The sequence below is a fragment of the Micromonospora parathelypteridis genome (assembly GCF_014201145.1).
Classification (GTDB): domain Bacteria; phylum Actinomycetota; class Actinomycetes; order Mycobacteriales; family Micromonosporaceae; genus Micromonospora; species Micromonospora parathelypteridis.
In genome coordinates this window covers 4851186-4869904 of record NZ_JACHDP010000001.1, presented here as the reverse complement: position 1 = coordinate 4869904, position 18719 = coordinate 4851186, and the positions used below count along the sequence as shown (strand labels likewise).

The following is an 18719-nucleotide window of genomic DNA, read 5'->3' as shown; positions in this document are numbered from 1 at the left end:
CGTCGCCGGTCGGCCGATCAGGGGCCGCCGGCGGCGTCCAACTCGGCCAGCCGGTCGTGCAGCGGCGCAAAGAGCGCGGGCGGGGCCGCGACCACCAGATCCGGCCCCGGCGGCCGACCTGCCAGGCCGGCGACTCGCGCACCCGCCTCGGCGGCCACCAGTCCACCCGCCGCCAGGTCCCAGGCCCCGAGACCCTTCTCGAAGTACGCGTCGAGCCGACCCTCCGCGACCAGGCAGAGGTCCAGCGCGGCGGCGCCGAGCCGGCGAATGTCCCGTACGTGTGCGATCAACCCGGCCACCACCGTGGCCTGGTGCGCGCGGCGGCCGGCGGCGTAGCCGAAGCCGGTGCCGACCAGCGCCTGCCCCAGGTCCGTCTCGCCGGAGCAGCGCAACCGGACACCGTCACGCCAGGCGCCGCCCCCGGCCGTGGCCGTCCACTCCTCGCCGGTACTCACGTTGCGCACGACGCCGGCGACCACCACCCCGTCCACCTCGGCGGCCAGCGACACCGCGCTGTACGGCAGCCCGTAGAGGTAGTTGACGGTGCCGTCGATCGGGTCGACGATCCACCGCACTCCGCCCGGCGCGACCGGCCCGGTGTCCCCCGTGCCGTACTCCTCGCCGAGGACCGCGTCGTCCGGCCGCAGTTGCTTCAGCGCGTCGAGCACCTGCCGCTCCACCGCCCGGTCCGCCGCGGTGACGACGTCGGTGACCGTACTCTTGGTCGCGGCCACGGAGACACCCTCGACCCGCATGCGGTACGCGGTGGCCGCCGCAGCCCGCGCCACGTCGAGCGCGATCGCCAAAAGTTCCTGACTTGACGGCGCCGAACGGTGCATGCCAACGTCCCCTTCCCGCACGACCGGGGTGTTCCGGGCCACGCGCGAGTATCATCCTTACAAAGTCCACATCAGCGCCGAATCAGCGGTCCCACCGTCGTTACACAGTGCGGCGCAGGATGATCGCCGCAGACGGCGTTACAATTCACCCCTGCCCACGCGCCACGGACCGCCGACCAGCGGCCGGCCCGAGACGCGAGGGTCCCTCAACCACATCGCCCGGCCACGGTTGACCCCCGCTGTGCCGGACGACCCGGCCGTGCCCGCTCTTCGCCTCCGGAAGGTCATTCGTGACAGAACCCCGCCAGACCGGCGCCGACGTTCGCTCGCTCACCGACACCCTGATCGCCCACGCGCAGAGCGCCGGTGGTCAGCTCACGTCGGCCCAGCTCGCGCGCACCGTCGAGTCCGCCGAGGTGACTCCGGCGCAGGCCAAGAAGATCCTGCGGGCGCTCTCCGAGGCGGGAGTGACCGTAGTGGTGGACGGCTCGGCGAGCACCCGCCGCCGTGTCGCCGCCGCCCGCTCGACGACGCCGGCGTCCCGGGCCACCACCGCCAAGACCACCAAGAAGGCCGCCGCGCCGGCCCCGAAGCAGGCTCCGGCCGCCGACGACGCGCCGTCGACGCCGGCCCCGCGCAAGGTGGCCGCACGTAAGGCCACCGCCGAGGGCGCTGCCGCCACGCCGGCGAAGGCCACCAAGTCGACCCGGGCCACCAAGGCGACGGTCGCCGCCGCTGGCGCCAAGGCCGGCACCAAGGCCAAGGGCGAGGGCGCCGAGGGCGAGATCGACCCGGAGGAACTGGCCGCCGCCATCGAGGACGTGGTGGTCGAGGAGCCGGCCGAGCTGGCCCAGGCCGCCGAGACCGACGCCGCCGCCTCGGCGACCGACAACGACTTCGAGTGGGACGACGAGGAGTCCGAGGCCCTCAAGCAGGCCCGGCGGGACGCCGAGCTGACCGCCTCCGCCGACTCGGTCCGCGCGTACCTGAAGCAGATCGGCAAGGTTCCGCTGCTCAACGCCGAGCAGGAAGTGGAGCTGGCCAAGCGGATCGAGGCCGGGCTCTACGCCGCCGAGCGGCTGCGTGCCGCCGACGAGGGCGAAGAGAAGCTCATCCGGGACATGGTCCGTGACCTGGGCTGGATCTCCCGTGACGGCGAGCGGGCCAAGAACCACCTCCTGGAGGCGAACCTCCGACTGGTGGTGTCGCTGGCCAAGCGGTACACGGGTCGCGGAATGGCCTTCCTCGACCTGATCCAGGAGGGCAACCTCGGCCTGATCCGCGCGGTGGAGAAGTTCGACTACACCAAGGGCTACAAGTTCTCCACGTACGCCACCTGGTGGATCCGGCAGGCGATCACCCGCGCCATGGCCGACCAGGCCCGCACCATCCGCATCCCGGTGCACATGGTCGAGGTCATCAACAAGCTCGGCCGCATACAGCGCGAGCTGCTCCAGGATCTGGGCCGTGAGCCCACGCCGGAGGAGCTGGCCAAGGAGATGGACATCACACCGGAGAAGGTGCTGGAGATCCAGCAGTACGCCCGGGAGCCCATCTCTCTGGACCAGACCATCGGCGACGAGGGCGACAGCCAGCTCGGTGACTTCATCGAGGATTCCGAGGCCGTGGTCGCGGTCGACGCCGTCTCGTTCTCGCTCCTGCAGGACCAGCTCCAGCAGGTGCTGCAGACGCTCTCCGAGCGTGAGGCGGGTGTGGTACGCCTGCGCTTCGGCCTGACCGACGGCCAGCCGCGGACGTTGGACGAGATCGGCCAGGTCTACGGGGTGACCCGGGAGCGGATCCGGCAGATCGAGTCCAAGACGATGTCCAAGCTGCGCCACCCGTCCCGGTCGCAGGTCCTCCGGGATTACCTGGACTGAGCGGGTTTCGTCAACCGAACGTGTCGTTTTGACCACCTGGTGTGCAACACCAGATGGTGATCGTCCGGATGCACGAATGTGATCGTTGACGTGGCACCCTGGTTGCACGGCACACTGTCCCTGCCAGGTGTGACCTCGGTCCCCCGCGGGCACACAGGGAAGGCAGTGCCTAGCAAGGGTGTTGCACGATAGGTGAGCAACGACCGAAGAGATTGTTCATCGGTGACGACCAGAGGAGGAAGGCGATGACCCCGACCCTCACGCCGCCGCCCGAGACGGTGGCACCCCCAGCCGCCGATGAACGGTGCGACCGCTGCAATGCTGCCGGGAAGCTCCGGATCACTCTGGCGGGTGGGAGCGAGCTGGTGTTCTGCGGGCACCACGCGAACAAGTACGCGGAGGATCTCGTGAAGATCACCGAGCGGTTCGCAACGGAGCCCGATTTCAGCTGGCGTGGCGCCGATCTGATGGCGAACTAAATCCGCTAACCGACATAGCCGACCGGAGGCACCCCGAGGGTGCCTCCGGTCGGCTTTTTCCTACCCCGCACCCCGCACGTCCGCACCCCACACCTCGCGCCCCCGCACGTCCACGCCCCGGCACCCCACACCTCGCGCCCGTCACGTCCGCGCCCCGCACGCCCCGCGCCGCGTGCCCCGCACGCCCGCGCCTCGGCACCCCACACCTTGCACGCCGCACGCCCACGCCCCGCACGTCGGCGCGTCTGCACCCCACACCTCGCGCCGCGCACATGCGCGCCCCGGCGCCCTACAGCCCGTGCCCGCACGCCCACACCCCGCACGTCCGTGGCTCGCACGGCCCGCGCCCCCGCACGCCCGCCCTGCGCCCCGCCGCCCCGCGCCCCGCGCCCCGCGCCCCGCGCCCCGCGCCCCGCGCCCCGCGCCCCGCGCCCCGCGCCCCGCGCCCCGCGCCCCGCGCCCCGCGCCCCGCGCCCCGCGCCAAGATCGTGCTCGATCCAGGAAGTAGTGGCCTCACCGACGCACCGATACCACTCGATCCTGGATCGAGCACGATCTTGGCCAGTCGAGTGCCACCGCCGAGGGCATTCGCGGATCACCGGCCCCGGACCGGCGCGCCCTGCCCGGGGCGGGCGCAGGACAGGCGCGGAGCCCGCGCAGGAGCAGTCGCGGAGCCCCCGCAGGACAGGCGCGAGGTAGGCGCAGAACAGGCGCAGGGCCAGCACGTCGGCCCGACGCAGGACCAGCCCGCCGGGCAGACGCAGGACCAACGCGCCGGGCGAACGCAGGGCCAGGCGCGTGGGCGGTGCTGGTGGGGCGGTTGGGTCAGAGGGTCTGCACGGTGGCGATGCGTTCTTCGAGTTGCTCGATGGTGGCCTGGGCGCTCGGAGGCCCACCGCAGAGTCGGCGCAACTCGGCATGGATCTTGCCGTGTGGTTGGCCGGTGCGGTGGTGTCGGGCGGCCACCAGAGCGTTCAGTTGGCGCCGGAGCGCCACTCGACGCTGAGCGGCGCTCATGGGTGCCGGGGGCGCCGCGGTGGGCGCAGCGGCCGGCTGAGCGGCCCCGTCGGCGGTACGGCGGCGTTGGGCGGCGAGTTGGGCTGCCTGCCGTTTGGTCAGCAACAGGGAGACCTGGTCGGCGGTGAGCAGGCCGGGCAGGCCGAGGTATTCCTCTTCCTCGGGGGTGCCGGCCTGGGCCGCCGTGCCGAACGACGCCCCGTCGAAGATCACCTGATCCAGTTCGGCGGTGGCCGAGAGCGCGGCGAACCGCTTCTCCAACTCCCCGCTGGCCTGGTCGTCGCGCTGTGCCCGTTCCAGCAGGTCGTCGTCGAAACCGTCGGACTCTTTGGGTTTGCCGAGTACGTGGTCCCGCTCGGTCTCCATCTCGCTGGCCAGCCCGAGCAGGTGCGGCACGCTGGGCAGGAAGACCGACGCGGTCTCCCCGGGCCGGCGGGCCCGCACGAACCGGCCGATCGCCTGGGCGAAGTAGAGCGGTGTGCTGGCGCTGGTCGCGTAGACCCCGACCGCGAGTCGCGGGATGTCGACCCCCTCGGACACCATCCGTACCGCGACCAGCCAGCGCTGGTCGGACGCCGCGAACGTCGCGATCCGCGCGGAAGCACCCAGGTCGTCGGAGAGCACCACGGCGGCCTTCTCGCCGGTCACCTGCTCGATGAGCTTGGCGTACGAGCGGGCGGTCTGTTGGTCGGTGGCGATGATCAGACCACCGGCGTCGGCCATTCCCGCGTTGCGCAGCACGGTGAGTCGGGCGTCGGCGGCCCGCAGCACCTGTGGCATCCAGTCTCCGGCCGGGTCCAGGGCGGTACGCCACGCCTGCGCCACCAGATCCTGGGTCATCGGCTCACCGAGGCGGGCGGCCAACTCCTCGCCCGCGTTGGTCCGCCAGCGGGTCTCCCCGGAGTACGCCAGGAAGAGCACCGGCCGGACGACCCCGTCGCGTAGCGCGTCGGAGTAGCCGTACACCGAGTCGGCGCGGGAGCGCAGCAGACCGTCGCCGCCCCGCTCGTAGCTGACGAACGGGATGGGGTTGTCATCGGAGCGGAACGGTGTCCCGGTGAGCATCAGCCGGCGTACGGCGGGCTCGAAGGCGTTCTTCACCCCGTCGCCCCAGGACCGGGAGTCGCCGGCGTGGTGGATCTCGTCGAGGATGACCAGGGTGCGCCGGGTCATGGTGCGCCGCCGGTGCACCTGCGGGGCCATCCCCACCTGGGCGTAGGTGACGACCGCGCCGTGGAAGTCGGCTGCGGAGTGCAGATCCGCGTTGCGGAAGGCGGCGTCGAGTTGGATGCCCACCCGGGCCGCGGCTTCGGACCACTGGTTCTTCAGGTGCTCGGTCGGTGCGACCACGGTGACCGCTTCGATGGTCCCGTCCCCGAGCAGCTCGGCCGCGATCCGCAGGGCGAAGGTGGTCTTGCCGGCGCCCGGCGTGGCGACCGCGGTGAAGTCGTCGGTACGCCGACGCAGGTACTCCACGAGGGCCTTACGCTGCCAGGCGCGTAGTGCCGGGAACGTCTCGAGCACCGGCGTCCGGGCTGCCACGCGAAGCTCCTCTCCGACCGCACGATGGCGGACCCCGGGCGAGGGCCACGAATGCCGCCGCCCATGAAAACGCCTCCGCGCAGAAGCTGCCGCGAAGGCCGACTCAGCATAACCAGCGCGGGCCCCACGGCCCAGGCGACGCCACGCTGGTCACAATCCACGACCCAGCCGAACGGCCGACCGGCTGCTTCACCACTCCCGGTCGGTGCGGGGGTCGGCTCCATCGGAGCGCGGCGGGCGCAGCATGGCCACCGGGGCGGACCAGCGTCGACGCAGTGCGATCAGGCGCAGCCCGAAGACCAGGACGGCGGCGGCGGTGAGCGGCGCGGGACCGGTCTGCCCGGTGACGTACAGCAGCGCCACCGTGACGGAGCCGGCCAGCGCCGCCAACGCGTAGATCTCCCGGCGCAGCACGACCGGGATCTCGGCGGTGAGCAGGTCTCGGCCGAGCCCGCCGCCGATCGCGGTGAGCATGCCGATCAGGCAGGCGCCGACCGCGGGCACCCGCGCGTCGAGTGCCTTGAGCGTGCCGGTCACCGTGAACAGGGCCAGGCCCGCCGCGTCCAGCACCAGGACGGTGGTGCGCAGTCGGGCCAGTTGTGGGTGCAACCAGAAGACGGCGAGCGCGGTGATCGCGGCGGTGGCCGCGTAACGCCAGTCGGCGAATGCCAGCGGCGGCACCTCGTCGATGACCAGGTCCCGGAAGATCCCACCGCCGAGGGCGGCCACGAAGCCGACGAACGCGACGCCGAACAGGTCCAGCCGCTTGGCCACCGCCGCCGAGGCCCCGGACGCGGCGAACACCGCGACCCCGGTCAGGTCGGCGAGCAGCAGGGCGGTGGAGGTGGTCACCGCCGCAGGCTACGTCGCTGGCCGGGACCCCGGCCCAGGTTCACTCGCGGTACGAGTCGTAGATCTCCTTGCACTTGGGGCAGACCGGCGAACCGGGCTTGGCCGCCTTGGTGACCGGGAAGGTCTCGCCGCAGAGTGCGACGACGAAGGTGCCCATGACGGCACTCTCCGCGATCTTCTCCTTGCGGACGTAGTGGAACATCTCGGGACCGGTATCGGCGTCCTTCAGCTCTGGACGCTCGAGAACCTCTGTGCTCACGTCTGCACCTCCAACCGTCAAGTTTGGCAGGTCATCACGGCCGGGTCCACTTGAGGCCGGCTGAGGGCCCACCCCGTACGGTGCGCGTGTGACTGACTTTCGCATCAGCTACGGCACCGAGGTCGCCGAAGCCCTGCGCGACGGCCGGCCCGTCGTCGCCCTGGAGAGCACCATCGTCTCGCACGGTCTGCCCCGGCCGGAGAACCTGCGGGTGGCCAGGGAGATCGAGCAGACGGTCCGGAGCGCCGGGGCGGTTCCGGCGACGATCGGCATGATCGGCGGCGAACTGGTGGTCGGCCTGGACGACGGGCAACTGACCCGGCTCGCCACGGTCGACGGCGTGACCAAGCTCTCCGTCCGCGACCTCGCGGTGGCGGCGGCGACCGGCGCGGACGGCGCCACCACCGTGGCCGCGACCAGCGCGGTGGCCGCCGCGGCCGGCATCGGGGTGTTCGCCACCGGCGGCCTGGGCGGGGTGCACCGGGAGGCCGCGCACACCTTCGACGAGTCGGCTGATCTGGTCACCCTGGCCCAGACCCCGATCACGGTGGTCTGCGCCGGGGTCAAGTCGATCCTCGACGTGGGCGCCACGCTGGAGCGCCTGGAGACCCTCGGGGTCGCCGTGGTCGGTTACCGCACCCGCCGGTTCCCCGGCTTCTACCTGACCGACGCCGGCTTCGACCTGGACTGGTCGGTGGACTCGCCGGAGCAGGTCGCGGCGGTGCTGGCCGCCCGGGACGAGCACGCCGTGCACACCGGCGGGCTGCTCGTCGCCAACCCGCTGCCGGTCGAGGAGCAGCTCGACCCGGAGTTGCACGACCGGACGCTCGCCGACGGCCTGGCCCTGCTGGAGCGGGACGGCGTGACCGGGAAGGCCGTGACGCCGTACCTGCTCGCACACTTCCACTCCGCCACCGAGGGCGCGAGCCTGGCCGTGAACGTCCGGATCATCCTGCGCAACGCCGACCTGGCCGCGCGGATCGCGGTCGCCGCGGCGGCCCGCAACACCGTCGCCGCCGTATGACCCGACCGGCCCGGGTGGTCGTCGTCGGGGACGTGATCACGGACGTGGTCGCCGTGCTGTCCGGGCCGCTCGCGGCCGGCTCGGACACGGCGGCCGAGATCAGTCTCGGCGGCGGCGGTCAGGCAGCCAACACCGCGGCCTGGGTCGCCGCGCAGCGGGTGGACGTCACGCTCGTCGGGGCCGTCGGTACCGACGACGCGGGGCGCGACCGGGTGGCCGAACTCGATCGGGCGGGCGTCGACTGCGCAGTCGAGCGGGTCGAGGGCGTCCCGACCGGCACGGTGATCGTGTTGGCCGCCGGCGACGAGCGCACCATGGTCAGCCAGCGGGGCGCGAACCTGCTGCTGAGCGCCGCGCACGTCGAGCGGGCCCTCGCGGCGGTGCCCGACGCCGGGCATCTGCACCTGTCCGCGTACACCCTCCTGGACGCCGGGTCGCGCGACGCGGGGCTGCGGGCGTTGGCCGCCGCCCGCGAGCGCGGGCTCACCACCAGCGTCGACGCGGCCTCCGCGGCGCCGCTGCGGCGGGTGGGCGCGGCGGCGTTCCTGACGTGGGTACGCGACGTCGACCTGCTGCTGGTCAACGCGGACGAGGCCACGGTGCTGGCTGGCGGGCTGGACCCGGCGGCGCAGGGGCGGGCGTTGTCGGCGACGGCCCGGCGGGTCGTGGTCAAGCGCGGCGCGGCGGGCGCGGTCTGGGTCGACCGCAGCGCGGCGGTCTGCGTGGCTCCGGCCCGGCGGGTGGCGGTGATGGATGTCACGGGGGCGGGCGACGCCTTCGCGGCCGGCCTGCTCACCGCCTGGCTCGCCGGTGCCACCCCGACGGCGGCGCTGAACCGCGCCACCGACCTGGGGGCGCTGGCCGTCTCCACCGTCGGCGCACGGCCACAGCCGTAACCGTCGGCGGGGAGTTGCAGGCGTGACGGTCGAACCCTGGCCCGCTCGCGGGTCAGGGTTCGGCGTCGATGACCTTGTGCGGGCGCTCGTCGGCGGTGAGGCTCATCGGCGGCGCGTCGTCCTGCTGGCGGGGGTGGAACCGGTTGGCCAGCCGGTGCTCTTCCTTCGGCGGCCGGTCGTTGGCCAGCAGCACGGCCAGCCAGGGGATGAGCACCATGCCGAGGCCGCACAGCGGCAGCCAGAGCCAGAGCAGTGGGGCGTTCGCACCGACCAGGATCGCGCCGACGATGATGCACAACACGCGGATGCCCATCATCAGGACATAGCGGCGCTGGCGACTGTTGAGCTGATCGTCCTGGCTGCGCGAGGCGTCGGTGATCAGTATCGGCTGGTACGCCTGACGCTTCACCATGGACCTCCTCGAGGGGGTTACGCCTCATCCTGTCACCGCGGGGCCGTGATCAGCGAAATTCGACTCATCCCACTGCGTGTTACGCGCGTGGTACGCTCCGCGGCGTGGGCAGCAGGTTCAGCTTCACCGACGAGGCGTTGGCCAACCTGAGGGTCTACGACGTCACGCCCGGGGAAGTCTGGGAGGCGCTGCACAGCGCTCGACGGGTCATCCGTCATCTGGGCGACGACGTGATGGTGGTCTACGCCGCCGCCCGTCGGGGCCGCCGCTTGGCGGTGCTGCTCGCCGAGGCCGATGGCACCGACAACGACTGGGACATCCTCTCCGCCCGCGAGTTGAGCGAAATCGAGTCCAAGCGCTACGACGAGGCCGTGCGGAGATCTCGCCGATGAGGAGGCCGTGACGATGCACCGTAACGACGCGACCAAGCAGTTCCACAGCGGCGACGACCGGATCGCCGAGCTGATCGATGAGAGCCCGGCGGTGGATCTCCCCACCCCCGACACCGACGTGCCGATGGTGAGCCGATCAGTCCGGCTGCCGCTGGAGACCTACGAGCGGGTGCGGGCCGCCGCCGACGCCCGGGGCATCGGGGTCACCACGCTCATGCGTCAGTGGATCGAGGCGGGCCTGGCCGACCTGGACGACTCGGCGACCGTGTCACTCGCCGACGTCCGACGCGCACTGGCCTCGCTGGCGCACCCCACCGCCGCCTGAACCGCCGACTCAGCCGGCGGCCTTGGCCTTGGCTGCCGCCTTCATCTGCTGCTTGAACTCCCGCACCTGGCGCAACGAGTCGGCGTCGGTGACGTCGGCCACCGACCGGTACGCGCCCGGGTCGCCGTATCCGCCGGCCGCCTCCCGCCAGTCCTGCGGGGTCACCCCGAACCGCTTGCCGAGCAGGGCCACGAAGATCTGCGCCTTCTGCTTGCCGAAGCCGGGCAGCTCGGAGACCCGGCGCAGCAGCTCCGGCCCGTCGGCGACGTCGGACCAGAGCAGCGCCGCATCGCCGTCGTAGCGGTTCACCAGGACCTGGCAGACCTCCTGCACCCGGGCCGCCATCGCCTTCGGAAAACGGTGCAGCGCGGGCGGCTGGGCGAAGAGCGCGATCAGTGCCTCCGGGTCGTACCCGGCCAGCTCCGCCGCGTCCAGGTCATGGCCGAGCCGCTGCACCAGCACGTACGGCGAGGAGAACGCCTTCTCCATAGACACTTGTTGATCAAGAACCATCCCGACCAGCAGCGCCAGCGGGCTGCGCTCCAGCAAGCGGTTGGCCTCGGGGTCGATGGGGAGCACGAGCGTCATGCCTGCCATCTTGCCCTGCCCACGACGGGAGACACGACCACCGTCGACGGCGACACCCTGGACTAGCCGGCGACGGGTGGCGAGCCGGGCGTGGTCCGCAGGCGGGCGAGCGCCTGCGGCGTCAGGTGTCGTGCGAGCGTGTCCAGCGCGGCCCGGACGTCTGCGATGGGTTGTGGGTCGTTGGTGCCGAGCGCCGCGGCGAGGACACCGTCGATGGGTGCCGAGCGGACCTGGGCCACGCGATGCGAGGGCGTCGATGCGGGCCGTACCAGCAGGCGGCGGCGGTCGGTGGGGTCGGCGGCGGTGTCGATGGCGCCGGCCTCGCGGAGTCGGGCGACACACGCCGACACCTTGCTCTGCGGAAACCCGGTCCGCTCGGCGATCTCACCGACCGAACTGCCGGGATGGGCCCGGATGTCGCTGGCGACGATGAGGACCGACCGATGGCTGGTGGAGTGCTGGCCGACGCCTTCGGTCGGGATGGCGTCCTCGCCGATCTTCATCAGGGTGCGCCCCAACAGGAACAGCTCGATTCCATTCACGTCCCGACTTTACATCAGATCAGATGCATCTTTCTTGATACATCTGATCTGATGGGTTACGGTGATCTTCAGATCGGCCCGACCACGACCCCTGGAGGACCCCTGATGACCACCACCCGATTCACCCGGACCGGCACCCTCTCGGCCCCGGGTGCCAACGTCTACTACGAGGTCCGCGGCAGCGGACCGCTCCTGCTGATCAGCCAGAGTGGCGAAGGTGACGCCAATCGCAGCAGCAACCTCGTCGACCACCTCACCGCCGACTACACGGTGGTGACCTACGACCGCCGGGGGCTCTCGCGCAGCACGCTCACCGATCCGGCACGGCCAGGCACGCTGCCCGAGCACGCCGACGACGTGCACCGCCTGCTGGCCACCCTCACCGACGAGCCGGCTCTCATGCTCGGCTGCAGTCTCGGCGCAGCCATCGGGCTGCACCTCGTGGTCCGTCACCCCACCCAGGTCCGAGCCCTCGTCGCGCACGAACCCGTCGCCCCCTGGCTGCTGCCGGCGAGCGAACGCGCCCACCAGGAACAGGAACTGTTCGAACTCCAGGAGACGTACCGCACCGGCGGCCTGCCCGCCGCGTTCCCGCAGATCGCCCGCGTCGTCGGCATCGATCCGGCCAACCAGGACACCGAGCCGAACCTGACCCCCCAGCCGCTGACGCCCCAACGGGCAGCCAACTTCGACCTGTTCATCCGGCACGACTTCACGGCCGCCGCGCGGGACACCCTCTCGGTCACCGACATCGCCGGGTTGACCGAGACTCACATCGTGCCGGCCGTCGGCCGCACCACCCCACGCACCGTCTTCGACTACCGCTGCGCCCAGGAACTGGCCCGCCTCCGCAACACCGAACTCGCCGAATTTCCTGGCGGGCACAATGGCAACACCACCCACCCGATGGCGTACGCCGCCCAACTGCGCCGCGTTCTCCGCAGCGTCGGCTGACCACCGCTCCCCAATCAGGCTTGACTAATGGTCAAGGAAGCTTGACCATTGCTGCCATGGTCGACACCCCGCCCCCGGAACCACCCGCCGACGAGGTGCACGTCACCACCGAGGAACAGCTTCGGGCCGTCAGCAGTCTGGTCCGGCACCGCATCCTGGGTGTGCTGCGCGACGGCCCGGCCACCATCAGCCAGGTCGCGAACCAGCTCAACCTCCTCAAGGGCAGTTCGAGCTACCACATCCGGTTGTTGGAACGGGCCGGCCTGATCCGGGTTGTCAGCACCCGCAAGGTGCGCGGCGTGACCGAGCGGTACTACGCCCATGCCGCCCGTCAGATCATCCTGCCCGCGCCAACCCAGACCGACGTACTCATGCGCCACGCCGTGGCGGACCTGGAAGCAGCCGCACCGGGCACCGCCCGCTTCGTACGCCTGCAGCACGCACGCGTCAGCGCGGAGCGGTTCGACGAATTCGCCGCCCGACTGGCCGCCCTCCTCGACGAACTGCGCGACAGCGCCCAGCCGCAGGAAGCCGCCGCCACCATGGCGGTCGCCTTCTTCCGCCCGCAGGACCCGCGGTCATCGGCACCCACGGACTCCCCCATCGAAACCTCAGCGCCCAGGGACGACACCAAATGATCAGCTCGACCGCCCTGTCGCCCACCATCCGGCCGGCGGCCGCTTCCGACGACGAGGCACTGCTCGCTCTTCATCGCACCTCGTGGACCGCCGGGTCCGGCTTCCCTTCGGCACGCAGCGAGGAGATGTCCACCTACTTCACAGGCCGGCGGAAGCCGGAGACACACCTCGTCGCCGAGCAGGACGGCGCCATCGTCGGCTACGTGAGCGTCGAACCGAAGCTGCCATTCACCGAGGCGGCGCACGTGTACGCGCTCTGGAGCCTCGTCGTCAGCGCACAGGCCCGTCGCCTCGGCATCGCCTCGGCACTGCTGGCCGCGGCGGAACAGGTCGCGCTCGAGCGGGGTGCCACCAAGTTGAGTCTGCGCGTGCTCGGCAGCAACCTGCCCGCCCAGCGGCTCTACGAACGCCACGGCTACGTCCTCGAAGGCCGGCACGCCGCCGAGTTCCTGATCGACGGCGAGTACGTCGACGACCTGGCGCTGGCCAAGAGCCTGCGGCAGGCATCCGACCAGGCCTCCGGACCGGTGGCAGGATGACGGCGTGGACGAACACGACATGCTGCTCTCCCCCGCCGGCGTCGACGCGCTGCGGACCGCGCTGACCCAGACCGGGTTCACCAGCCACGGCATCGCCGAGAGGCTGGGCGCGCAGGCCACCGCCGCGGTCTCCCGCAACGACTACCGGGCAGCGTTACGCGCCACCGAGGACGGCGACCCGCTCGGCACCCTGATCCGGGTGTTCATCTGCGACCAGACCGAACCGGAGGCGGCGGTCGCCGCCGCGCTGGCTCCGCTGACCGTGCAGGAGGCGCTCGCCGGCGGGCTGGTCGAGCGGTACGGCGAGGGCCTGCGCGCCGGCATCGACCTGGAGCCGTACGGCGAGGACTGGTGGGTGCTCGCCGACGTCTCGGCCAGCGCCCGGCCGGGCCGACCGCTGCACGCCGAACACGTCCTCGGCGTCGGCGGGGCCACCCAGACCCTGATCGGCGCGACCATGCGCCGACCGGTCGGCACCGCTCTCGACCTGGGCACCGGCTCCGGTGTCCAGGCCCTGCACCTGGCCACCCACGCCGCCGCGGTGACCGCCACGGACCTCTCGGAGCGCGCGCTCCGCTTCGCCGCGACCACCGCCGCCCTCAACGGCCAGGACTGGGAGCTGCTGCGCGGCGACCTGGTCGCGCCGGTCGCCGGCCGGCGGTTCGACCTGGTGGTGAGCAACCCGCCGTTCGTGGTCGGCCCGGGCACCACCACGCACGTCTACCGCGACTCCGGCAGGGTCGGTGACGCGATCGGGGCCGAGCTGGCCGCCGCCGCCCCGAGCCTGCTCACCGAGGGCGGCACCATGCAGTACCTGGCGAACTGGGTGCACGTCGCCGGTGAGGAGTGGGACGAGCGGGTGGCCGGCTGGTTCGCCGGGACCGGCCTGGACGCCTGGGTGATTCAGCGCGAGGTGGCCGACCCGATGGCGTACGTCGACCTGTGGCTCACCGACGTCGGCGAGACCGCCGACCCGCAGCGGATGGCCGCCTGGTTGGACTGGTTCGACGCGCACAAGGTGGAGGCGATCGGCTTCGGCATCGTGTCCCTGCGGCGGGGCGGGCACGCCGACCCGGTGGTCCGCGTGGAGGATCTGCGTCAGCGGGTGCAGCCGCCGCTGGGCGACCAGATCGCCGCCTGGTTCGACCGCCAGGACTTTCTGCGGGTACGCGAGACCGAGGCGTTGCTCGCCGAGCGCTACCGGGCCGCCGAGGGCCTCCAGCTGCGGCAGGAGGCCACCATGGGTGACGAGGGTTGGGCGGTGGACCGGCAGGTCCTCGCGATGCCGCACGGCCTGCGCTGGACCGAGGAGATCGATCCGCTGGTGCTGGCGCTGGTCGGTGGCGCCGACGGTCGGCTGCCGCTGCGCGACCAGCTCGCCCTGCTCGCGGCGGCCCACGACGTCGAGCCCGACGAGATGGCCGAGGCGGCGGGTCCGATCGTGGCGCACCTGGTCGAGCGCGGCTTCATCGAGCCGGTGACCGCCTGATGCGGGCGGCAGGCGGGGCCAGCAGCACCCCGGCGATCCGCTGATGCGCGCGGTGGTGCAGACCGTCGGACGGGCCAGCGTGACCGTGGACGGCGAGGTGGTCGGTGCGATCGAGGACGGTCTGCTGGTGCTGGTCGGGGTGACCCACACCGACACCGCGGAGACCGCTCAGACGATGGCCCGCAAGGTGCACGAGCTGCGCATCCTGGACGACGAGCGGTCCGCCGCCGACACCGGCGCGCCGATCCTGGTGGTGAGCCAGTTCACCCTCTACGGAGACGCCCGCAAGGGCCGCCGCCCAAGCTGGACGGCAGCGGCCCCCGCCGAGGTGGCCGAGCCCCTGGTGACGGCGGTCGTCGATGCCCTGCGCCAACGCGGCGCGCCAGTCGAGACAGGCCGCTTCCGCGCCCACATGCTGGTGGAAAGCACCAACATAGGCCCCCGCACAATCCTCCTAGACCTCTAACCCCAACCCCCAACCCCACCCCACCCTGTCCCCCACCGCCCTCGGTGATCATGAAGTTGTTGCCCGCCATCTCGGCGTGTCGTGGCAATAACTTCATGATCAACCGCAGCAAGGGGAGGGCTGGGCTGGGGTTAGGAGAAGAGGCCTCGGCGGGTCAGGGACTGGCGGAGCCAGTTGTCGAGTTCGGCGGTCCAGTCGGTGCGGTCGGCCGTGGCGTGGTCCACCGTGAACCGACCGAAGGCGTCCCGACCCTCGCTGAAGACACCGCCCCGCTTGTCGACCTCCAGCACCACCTGCATCTGCTGCGCGTCGGCGATGAAGGTGACCTCCAGCTGGTTGATCGACCGGGCGTACTGCGGCGCCGGGCTGAACTCGATCTCCTGATAGAACGGCAACGTCTGCCGTACGCCATAGATGTGCCCACGCTCCACATCGGCGCGGGCGAAGCGGAAGCCCAGTCGCAGCAACGCGTCCAGCAGCCGCTCCTGCGCGGGCAGCGGGTGCACCGACACCGCGTCCAGGTCACCCTTGTCGACGGCGCGGGCAACCTCCAGCTCGGTACGCAGACCCATCGTCATGCCGTGCAGGTGTTGCCCGTACAGCTCGGTGACCGGTGTCTCCCACGGCACGTCGAAGCGGAACGGGATGTCGTGGCGCTGCCCAGGCTCCAGCCGGAACGCGCCGGTGATCTGCTGGCGGTGGAATTCCTGGGTGGTGTCGTAGTCGTTGTCGCCGCTCTCGACCTCGACCCGGGTGACCAGGCCGAGGGTCACGTGGTCGATGTCGACCTGGTGGTCACCGCCGACCACCTGGATGCGGCCCTCCAGTTGGCCGCCCGGGCGGCAGTTCGGGTTGGCCAGCACCGTCTCCACCGACGGGCCGCCGACCCCCATCGCCTTCATGAGCCGCTTGAAGACCACACCATCCTCCATCTTGTGCTCACGCCGACCCGAGGTGGCCGATCGTCCGCAACGTAGCCGTGGCGGGCAACCACACACCGCGTTGACACACCGCACCAGCGATCCGACCCAATTCCTGTCGGGTGCCCGATCGCCTCACTCCCGTTTTACGCCCCGCCCGCCAAGCTGTGTGTCACAGCGACACCGCTGGGCCGGAGACACGGCACAGACGTGGAAACGGGGAGAGACAGAGATGGTCCTGCAGATGACGGAACACCGGGCGCGCCCGGTCACCACGACCGACACCGACGGGGCCACCGAGGTCCTCGCCGACCTGGACGCCACCGACGAGCGCGGCATCTCCACCGACCTGGTCCGGGCGTACCTGAACGGAATCGGCCGGACGAAGCTGCTCACCGCCGCCCAGGAGGTCGATCTGGCCCGGCGGATCGAGGCCGGCCTGTTCGCCGACGAGAAGCTCGCCACCTGCACTCCGGTCTCTGAGGAGCTGCGGGCCGATCTGGAGCTGATCGTCGCGGAGGGCCGGGCGGCCAAGGACCACCTGCTGGAGGCGAACCTGCGGCTGGTCGTCAGCATCGCCAAGCGCTACACCGGCCGCGGCATGGCGTTCCTCGATCTGATCCAGGAGGGCAACCTCGGTCTGATCCGGGCGGTGGAGAAGTTCGACTACGCCAAGGGCTACAAGTTCTCCACGTACGCCACCTGGTGGATCCGGCAGGCGATCACCCGAGCGATGGCCGACCAGGCCCGGACGATCCGCATCCCGGTGCACATGGTCGAGCAGGTCAACCGGATGGTCCGGGCCCGCCGCGAGCTGGCGGTGACGCTGGGCCGTGAACCGACGGTCGCCGAGGTCGCCCACGCACTGGAGATCCCCGAGATCCAGGTCATCGAGCTGATCTCCTACGACCGGGAGCCGGTCAGTCTGGACCAGGCCGTCGGCGATGACGGCGAGAGCGCGCTCGGTGACTTCGTGGCCGCGGTGGACCCGCGCAACGAGCCGGGCGACGCCGCGGCCCAGGGCGAGCTGCGCAACGAGGTCAGCATCGTGCTGGCCACCCTGTCGCAGCGGGAGCAGGCGGTCATCCGGCTGCGGTTCGGCCTGGACGACGGCCGGCAGCGCACGCTGGACGAGGTCGGTCGGGAGTTCGGCCTGTCGCGCGAGCGGATCCGGCAGATCGAGAAGGTGACGCTGCTGAAGCTGCGCGCCCCGGAGCGGGCACAGCGCCTGGAGGCGTACGCCTGCTGACGCACCCGATTCCCACGGAAGGCCTGGCGGTTCGCCCGGGCCTTCCGTGCTGTCGAGGTGCTTGACGGTGGCAGCGATCCGCGATAGAAACCACGTGGTTATAAAACCAGGAGGTTATGAGCGGTGGGCACGGAGCTGTTGGACGCGACCTTCGCGGCGCTGGCCGATCCGACCCGGCGGGCCATCCTCGCCCGGCTGGCGGCCGGAGAGGCGACCGTGACGGAGCTGGCCCAGCCCTTCCAGATGAGCCAGCCGGCCATCTCCAAGCACCTCAAGGTGCTGGAACGTGCCGGTCTGGTCAGCCGGGGGCGGGACGCTCAGCGCCGTCCGTGCCGGTTGGAGGCCCGCCCTCTGCGGGAGGCGACAGCCTGGCTCGCCGGCTACCGCGACTACTGGGCGGAGAGCTACCAGCGCCTCGACGCCCTGCTCGACGAACTCCAGGCCGTCGACCAGACCGACGCGGAGCGCCGGGGTGCCCGACCGGACGGAACGGGCCGGTGACCGGCGTCGACGACCCGCTCGTCGTACACACCCCGGGCGACCGGGAGATCGTGCTGAGCCGGCTCTTCGAGGCACCGGCCCCACTGGTGTTCGCCGCATTCACCCGACCCGAGCTGCTGGTCCGCTGGTACGGCGCGCGCGGCTGGAGGCTGGCGGAATGCGACGTCGACCTGCGGGTCGGCGGACGGTGGCGGTTCGTGTCGCTGGGCCCGGAGGGTGCGCGGATGGTCCAGGCCGGGGTCTACCGGCAGATCGAGCCACCGCACCGGCTGGTCTGCACCGAGCTCTTCGACGACCAGTCCTACCCGGGCGAGACGCTGGTCAGCCACGAGTTCTACGAGGTGGCCGGGCGAACGACAGTCACCACCACCCTGCTCTACGCCACCGCCCAGGGGCGGGACACCGTGCTGCGCTACCCGATGGCCCGGGGCGTCGGGCAGAGCTACACGCGGCTCGCCGACCTGCTGCGCTCGACAACGACGACACGAGGAGAGCAACCATGAACTGGACGTTGGAAGTGGTGATCGTGCCGGTCTCCGACCTGGACCGGGCGAAGACGTTCTACGCCGACCAGCTCGGCTTCACTGTGGACCACGACACGGTCATCAGCGACGAGGCCCGCATCATCCAGCTGACCCCGCCCGGCTCGGGCTGCTCGATCGTGATCGGCAAGGGAGCCGTTCCTGACATGCCGCCGGGCTCGCTCAAGGGCCTGCAACTCGTGGTGCCCGACCTGGAGCGGGCCCACAAAGAGCTGGTCGAACGCGGTGTGGAGGTCAGTGAGATTCAGGTGCTGGGCGCCAGCCCAACCCCCACGCCCCACCCACTGGACAACGTCGGCTTCGTCTTCTTCACCGACCCGGACGGCAACTCCTGGGGCGTCCAGCAGATCTCCAGTCGCGCCTGACCGGGCGTC

The 18719-nt window shown here is 71.4% G+C and carries 23 protein-coding genes; 15 read left to right on the top strand and 8 right to left on the bottom strand.

The genetic code is table 11. The features are described from left to right. Positions 1-17: 17 nt before the first annotated feature. Positions 18-839, bottom strand: a complete 822-nt coding sequence (locus HNR20_RS21935; protein WP_184182874.1) for an inositol monophosphatase family protein — start codon at positions 837-839, stop codon at positions 18-20. Positions 840-1129: 290 nt separating this feature from the next. Here HNR20_RS21935 and HNR20_RS21930 point away from each other — a divergent pair, with 290 nt between their 5' ends. Both HNR20_RS21930 and HNR20_RS21925 read left to right on the top strand, forming a co-directional pair. Continuing rightward, entirely contained in the window at positions 1130-2719 is a 1590-nt protein-coding gene (locus tag HNR20_RS21930) for an RNA polymerase sigma factor (RefSeq protein ID WP_184182871.1), read from the top strand. A gap of 245 nt (positions 2720-2964) precedes the next feature. Continuing rightward, a complete protein-coding gene (locus HNR20_RS21925; protein WP_030337431.1) occupies positions 2965-3198 on the top strand; it encodes a DUF7455 domain-containing protein in 234 nt (77 codons plus the stop codon). 825 nt (positions 3199-4023) lie between these two features. Here HNR20_RS21925 and HNR20_RS21920 read toward each other — a convergent pair. From HNR20_RS21920 to HNR20_RS21910, 3 genes are all read right to left on the bottom strand, one after another. Continuing rightward, a complete protein-coding gene (locus tag HNR20_RS21920) occupies positions 4024-5757 on the bottom strand; it encodes a DEAD/DEAH box helicase (protein ID WP_184182868.1) in 1734 nt (577 codons plus the stop codon). 189 nt (positions 5758-5946) lie between these two features. After that, a complete protein-coding gene (locus HNR20_RS21915) occupies positions 5947-6609 on the bottom strand; it encodes a trimeric intracellular cation channel family protein (RefSeq protein WP_110563367.1) in 663 nt (220 codons plus the stop codon). A 40-nt stretch (positions 6610-6649) separates the two neighbouring features. Further along, positions 6650-6868, bottom strand: coding sequence for a DUF3039 domain-containing protein (locus tag HNR20_RS21910; protein ID WP_007456912.1), 219 nt, complete (start codon positions 6866-6868; stop codon positions 6650-6652). Between the two features lie 88 nt (positions 6869-6956). Between HNR20_RS21910 and HNR20_RS21905 the strand changes: the two genes are divergently transcribed. Next, positions 6957-7892, top strand: coding sequence for a pseudouridine-5'-phosphate glycosidase (locus HNR20_RS21905; protein WP_184182865.1), 936 nt, complete (start codon positions 6957-6959; stop codon positions 7890-7892). Beyond that, positions 7889-8788: a carbohydrate kinase family protein gene (locus tag HNR20_RS21900; protein WP_184182862.1), complete on the top strand. Its 900-nt coding sequence runs from the start codon at positions 7889-7891 to the stop codon at positions 8786-8788. Before HNR20_RS21905 ends, HNR20_RS21900 begins: the two co-directional genes overlap by 4 nt. 52 nt (positions 8789-8840) lie before the next feature. Here HNR20_RS21900 and HNR20_RS21895 read toward each other — a convergent pair whose 3' ends face one another. Further along, positions 8841-9200, bottom strand: a complete 360-nt coding sequence (locus tag HNR20_RS21895) for a DUF3099 domain-containing protein (RefSeq protein ID WP_184182859.1) — start codon at positions 9198-9200, stop codon at positions 8841-8843. Between the two features lie 104 nt (positions 9201-9304). Between HNR20_RS21895 and HNR20_RS21890 the strand changes: the two genes are divergently transcribed. Next, entirely contained in the window at positions 9305-9592 is a 288-nt protein-coding gene (locus tag HNR20_RS21890; protein WP_184182856.1) for a hypothetical protein, read from the top strand. Positions 9593-9605: 13 nt separating this feature from the next. Next, on the top strand, positions 9606-9917 hold the full coding sequence (locus HNR20_RS21885) for a YlcI/YnfO family protein (protein ID WP_074318058.1): 312 nt from the start codon (positions 9606-9608) through the stop codon (positions 9915-9917). A 9-nt stretch (positions 9918-9926) separates the two neighbouring features. Here the strand turns inward: HNR20_RS21885 and HNR20_RS21880 are convergent, their stop codons facing one another. Next, the gene (locus HNR20_RS21880; RefSeq protein WP_221309877.1) at positions 9927-10514 is read right to left on the bottom strand and encodes an HhH-GPD-type base excision DNA repair protein; all 588 of its coding nucleotides are present in this window, start codon (positions 10512-10514) and stop codon (positions 9927-9929) included. Between the two features lie 53 nt (positions 10515-10567). After that, entirely contained in the window at positions 10568-11047 is a 480-nt protein-coding gene (locus tag HNR20_RS21875; protein ID WP_184182851.1) for a MarR family winged helix-turn-helix transcriptional regulator, read from the bottom strand. A gap of 105 nt (positions 11048-11152) precedes the next feature. Between HNR20_RS21875 and HNR20_RS21870 the strand changes: the two genes are divergently transcribed. From HNR20_RS21870 to dtd, 5 genes are read left to right on the top strand one after another with little or no spacing between them, the layout of a single operon-like run. Continuing rightward, entirely contained in the window at positions 11153-12001 is an 849-nt protein-coding gene (locus tag HNR20_RS21870; protein ID WP_184182848.1) for an alpha/beta fold hydrolase, read from the top strand. Between the two features lie 56 nt (positions 12002-12057). Beyond that, positions 12058-12639, top strand: a complete 582-nt coding sequence (locus tag HNR20_RS21865) for an ArsR/SmtB family transcription factor (protein WP_184182845.1) — start codon at positions 12058-12060, stop codon at positions 12637-12639. Beyond that, positions 12636-13178, top strand: coding sequence for a GNAT family N-acetyltransferase (locus HNR20_RS21860; RefSeq protein WP_184182842.1), 543 nt, complete (start codon positions 12636-12638; stop codon positions 13176-13178). The genes HNR20_RS21865 and HNR20_RS21860 overlap by 4 nt, the downstream gene beginning before the upstream one ends. Positions 13179-13182: 4 nt before the next feature. Continuing rightward, positions 13183-14667, top strand: a complete 1485-nt coding sequence (locus HNR20_RS21855; protein ID WP_184182838.1) for a DUF7782 domain-containing protein — start codon at positions 13183-13185, stop codon at positions 14665-14667. Between the two features lie 43 nt (positions 14668-14710). Further along, on the top strand, positions 14711-15133 hold the full coding sequence (dtd, locus tag HNR20_RS21850) for a D-aminoacyl-tRNA deacylase (RefSeq protein ID WP_184182835.1): 423 nt from the start codon (positions 14711-14713) through the stop codon (positions 15131-15133). A 131-nt stretch (positions 15134-15264) separates the two neighbouring features. On the opposite strand, the gene HNR20_RS21845 is transcribed toward dtd, so the two are convergent. Further along, positions 15265-16053: a sporulation protein gene (locus HNR20_RS21845; RefSeq protein ID WP_184188777.1), complete on the bottom strand. Its 789-nt coding sequence runs from the start codon at positions 16051-16053 to the stop codon at positions 15265-15267. Between the two features lie 232 nt (positions 16054-16285). On the opposite strand from HNR20_RS21845, the gene sigB reads away from it, so the two are divergent. From sigB to HNR20_RS21825, 4 genes are all read left to right on the top strand, one after another. Continuing rightward, a complete protein-coding gene (sigB, locus tag HNR20_RS21840) occupies positions 16286-17302 on the top strand; it encodes an RNA polymerase sigma factor SigB (RefSeq protein ID WP_373291115.1) in 1017 nt (338 codons plus the stop codon). 123 nt (positions 17303-17425) lie between these two features. Continuing rightward, the gene (locus HNR20_RS21835; protein ID WP_184182829.1) at positions 17426-17803 is read left to right on the top strand and encodes an ArsR/SmtB family transcription factor; all 378 of its coding nucleotides are present in this window, start codon (positions 17426-17428) and stop codon (positions 17801-17803) included. Continuing rightward, positions 17800-18306, top strand: a complete 507-nt coding sequence (locus HNR20_RS21830; protein WP_184182826.1) for an SRPBCC domain-containing protein — start codon at positions 17800-17802, stop codon at positions 18304-18306. The genes HNR20_RS21835 and HNR20_RS21830 overlap by 4 nt, the downstream gene beginning before the upstream one ends. Beyond that, positions 18303-18710, top strand: a complete 408-nt coding sequence (locus HNR20_RS21825; RefSeq protein ID WP_184182808.1) for a VOC family protein — start codon at positions 18303-18305, stop codon at positions 18708-18710. Before HNR20_RS21830 ends, HNR20_RS21825 begins: the two co-directional genes overlap by 4 nt. Positions 18711-18719: the final 9 nt, after the last annotated feature.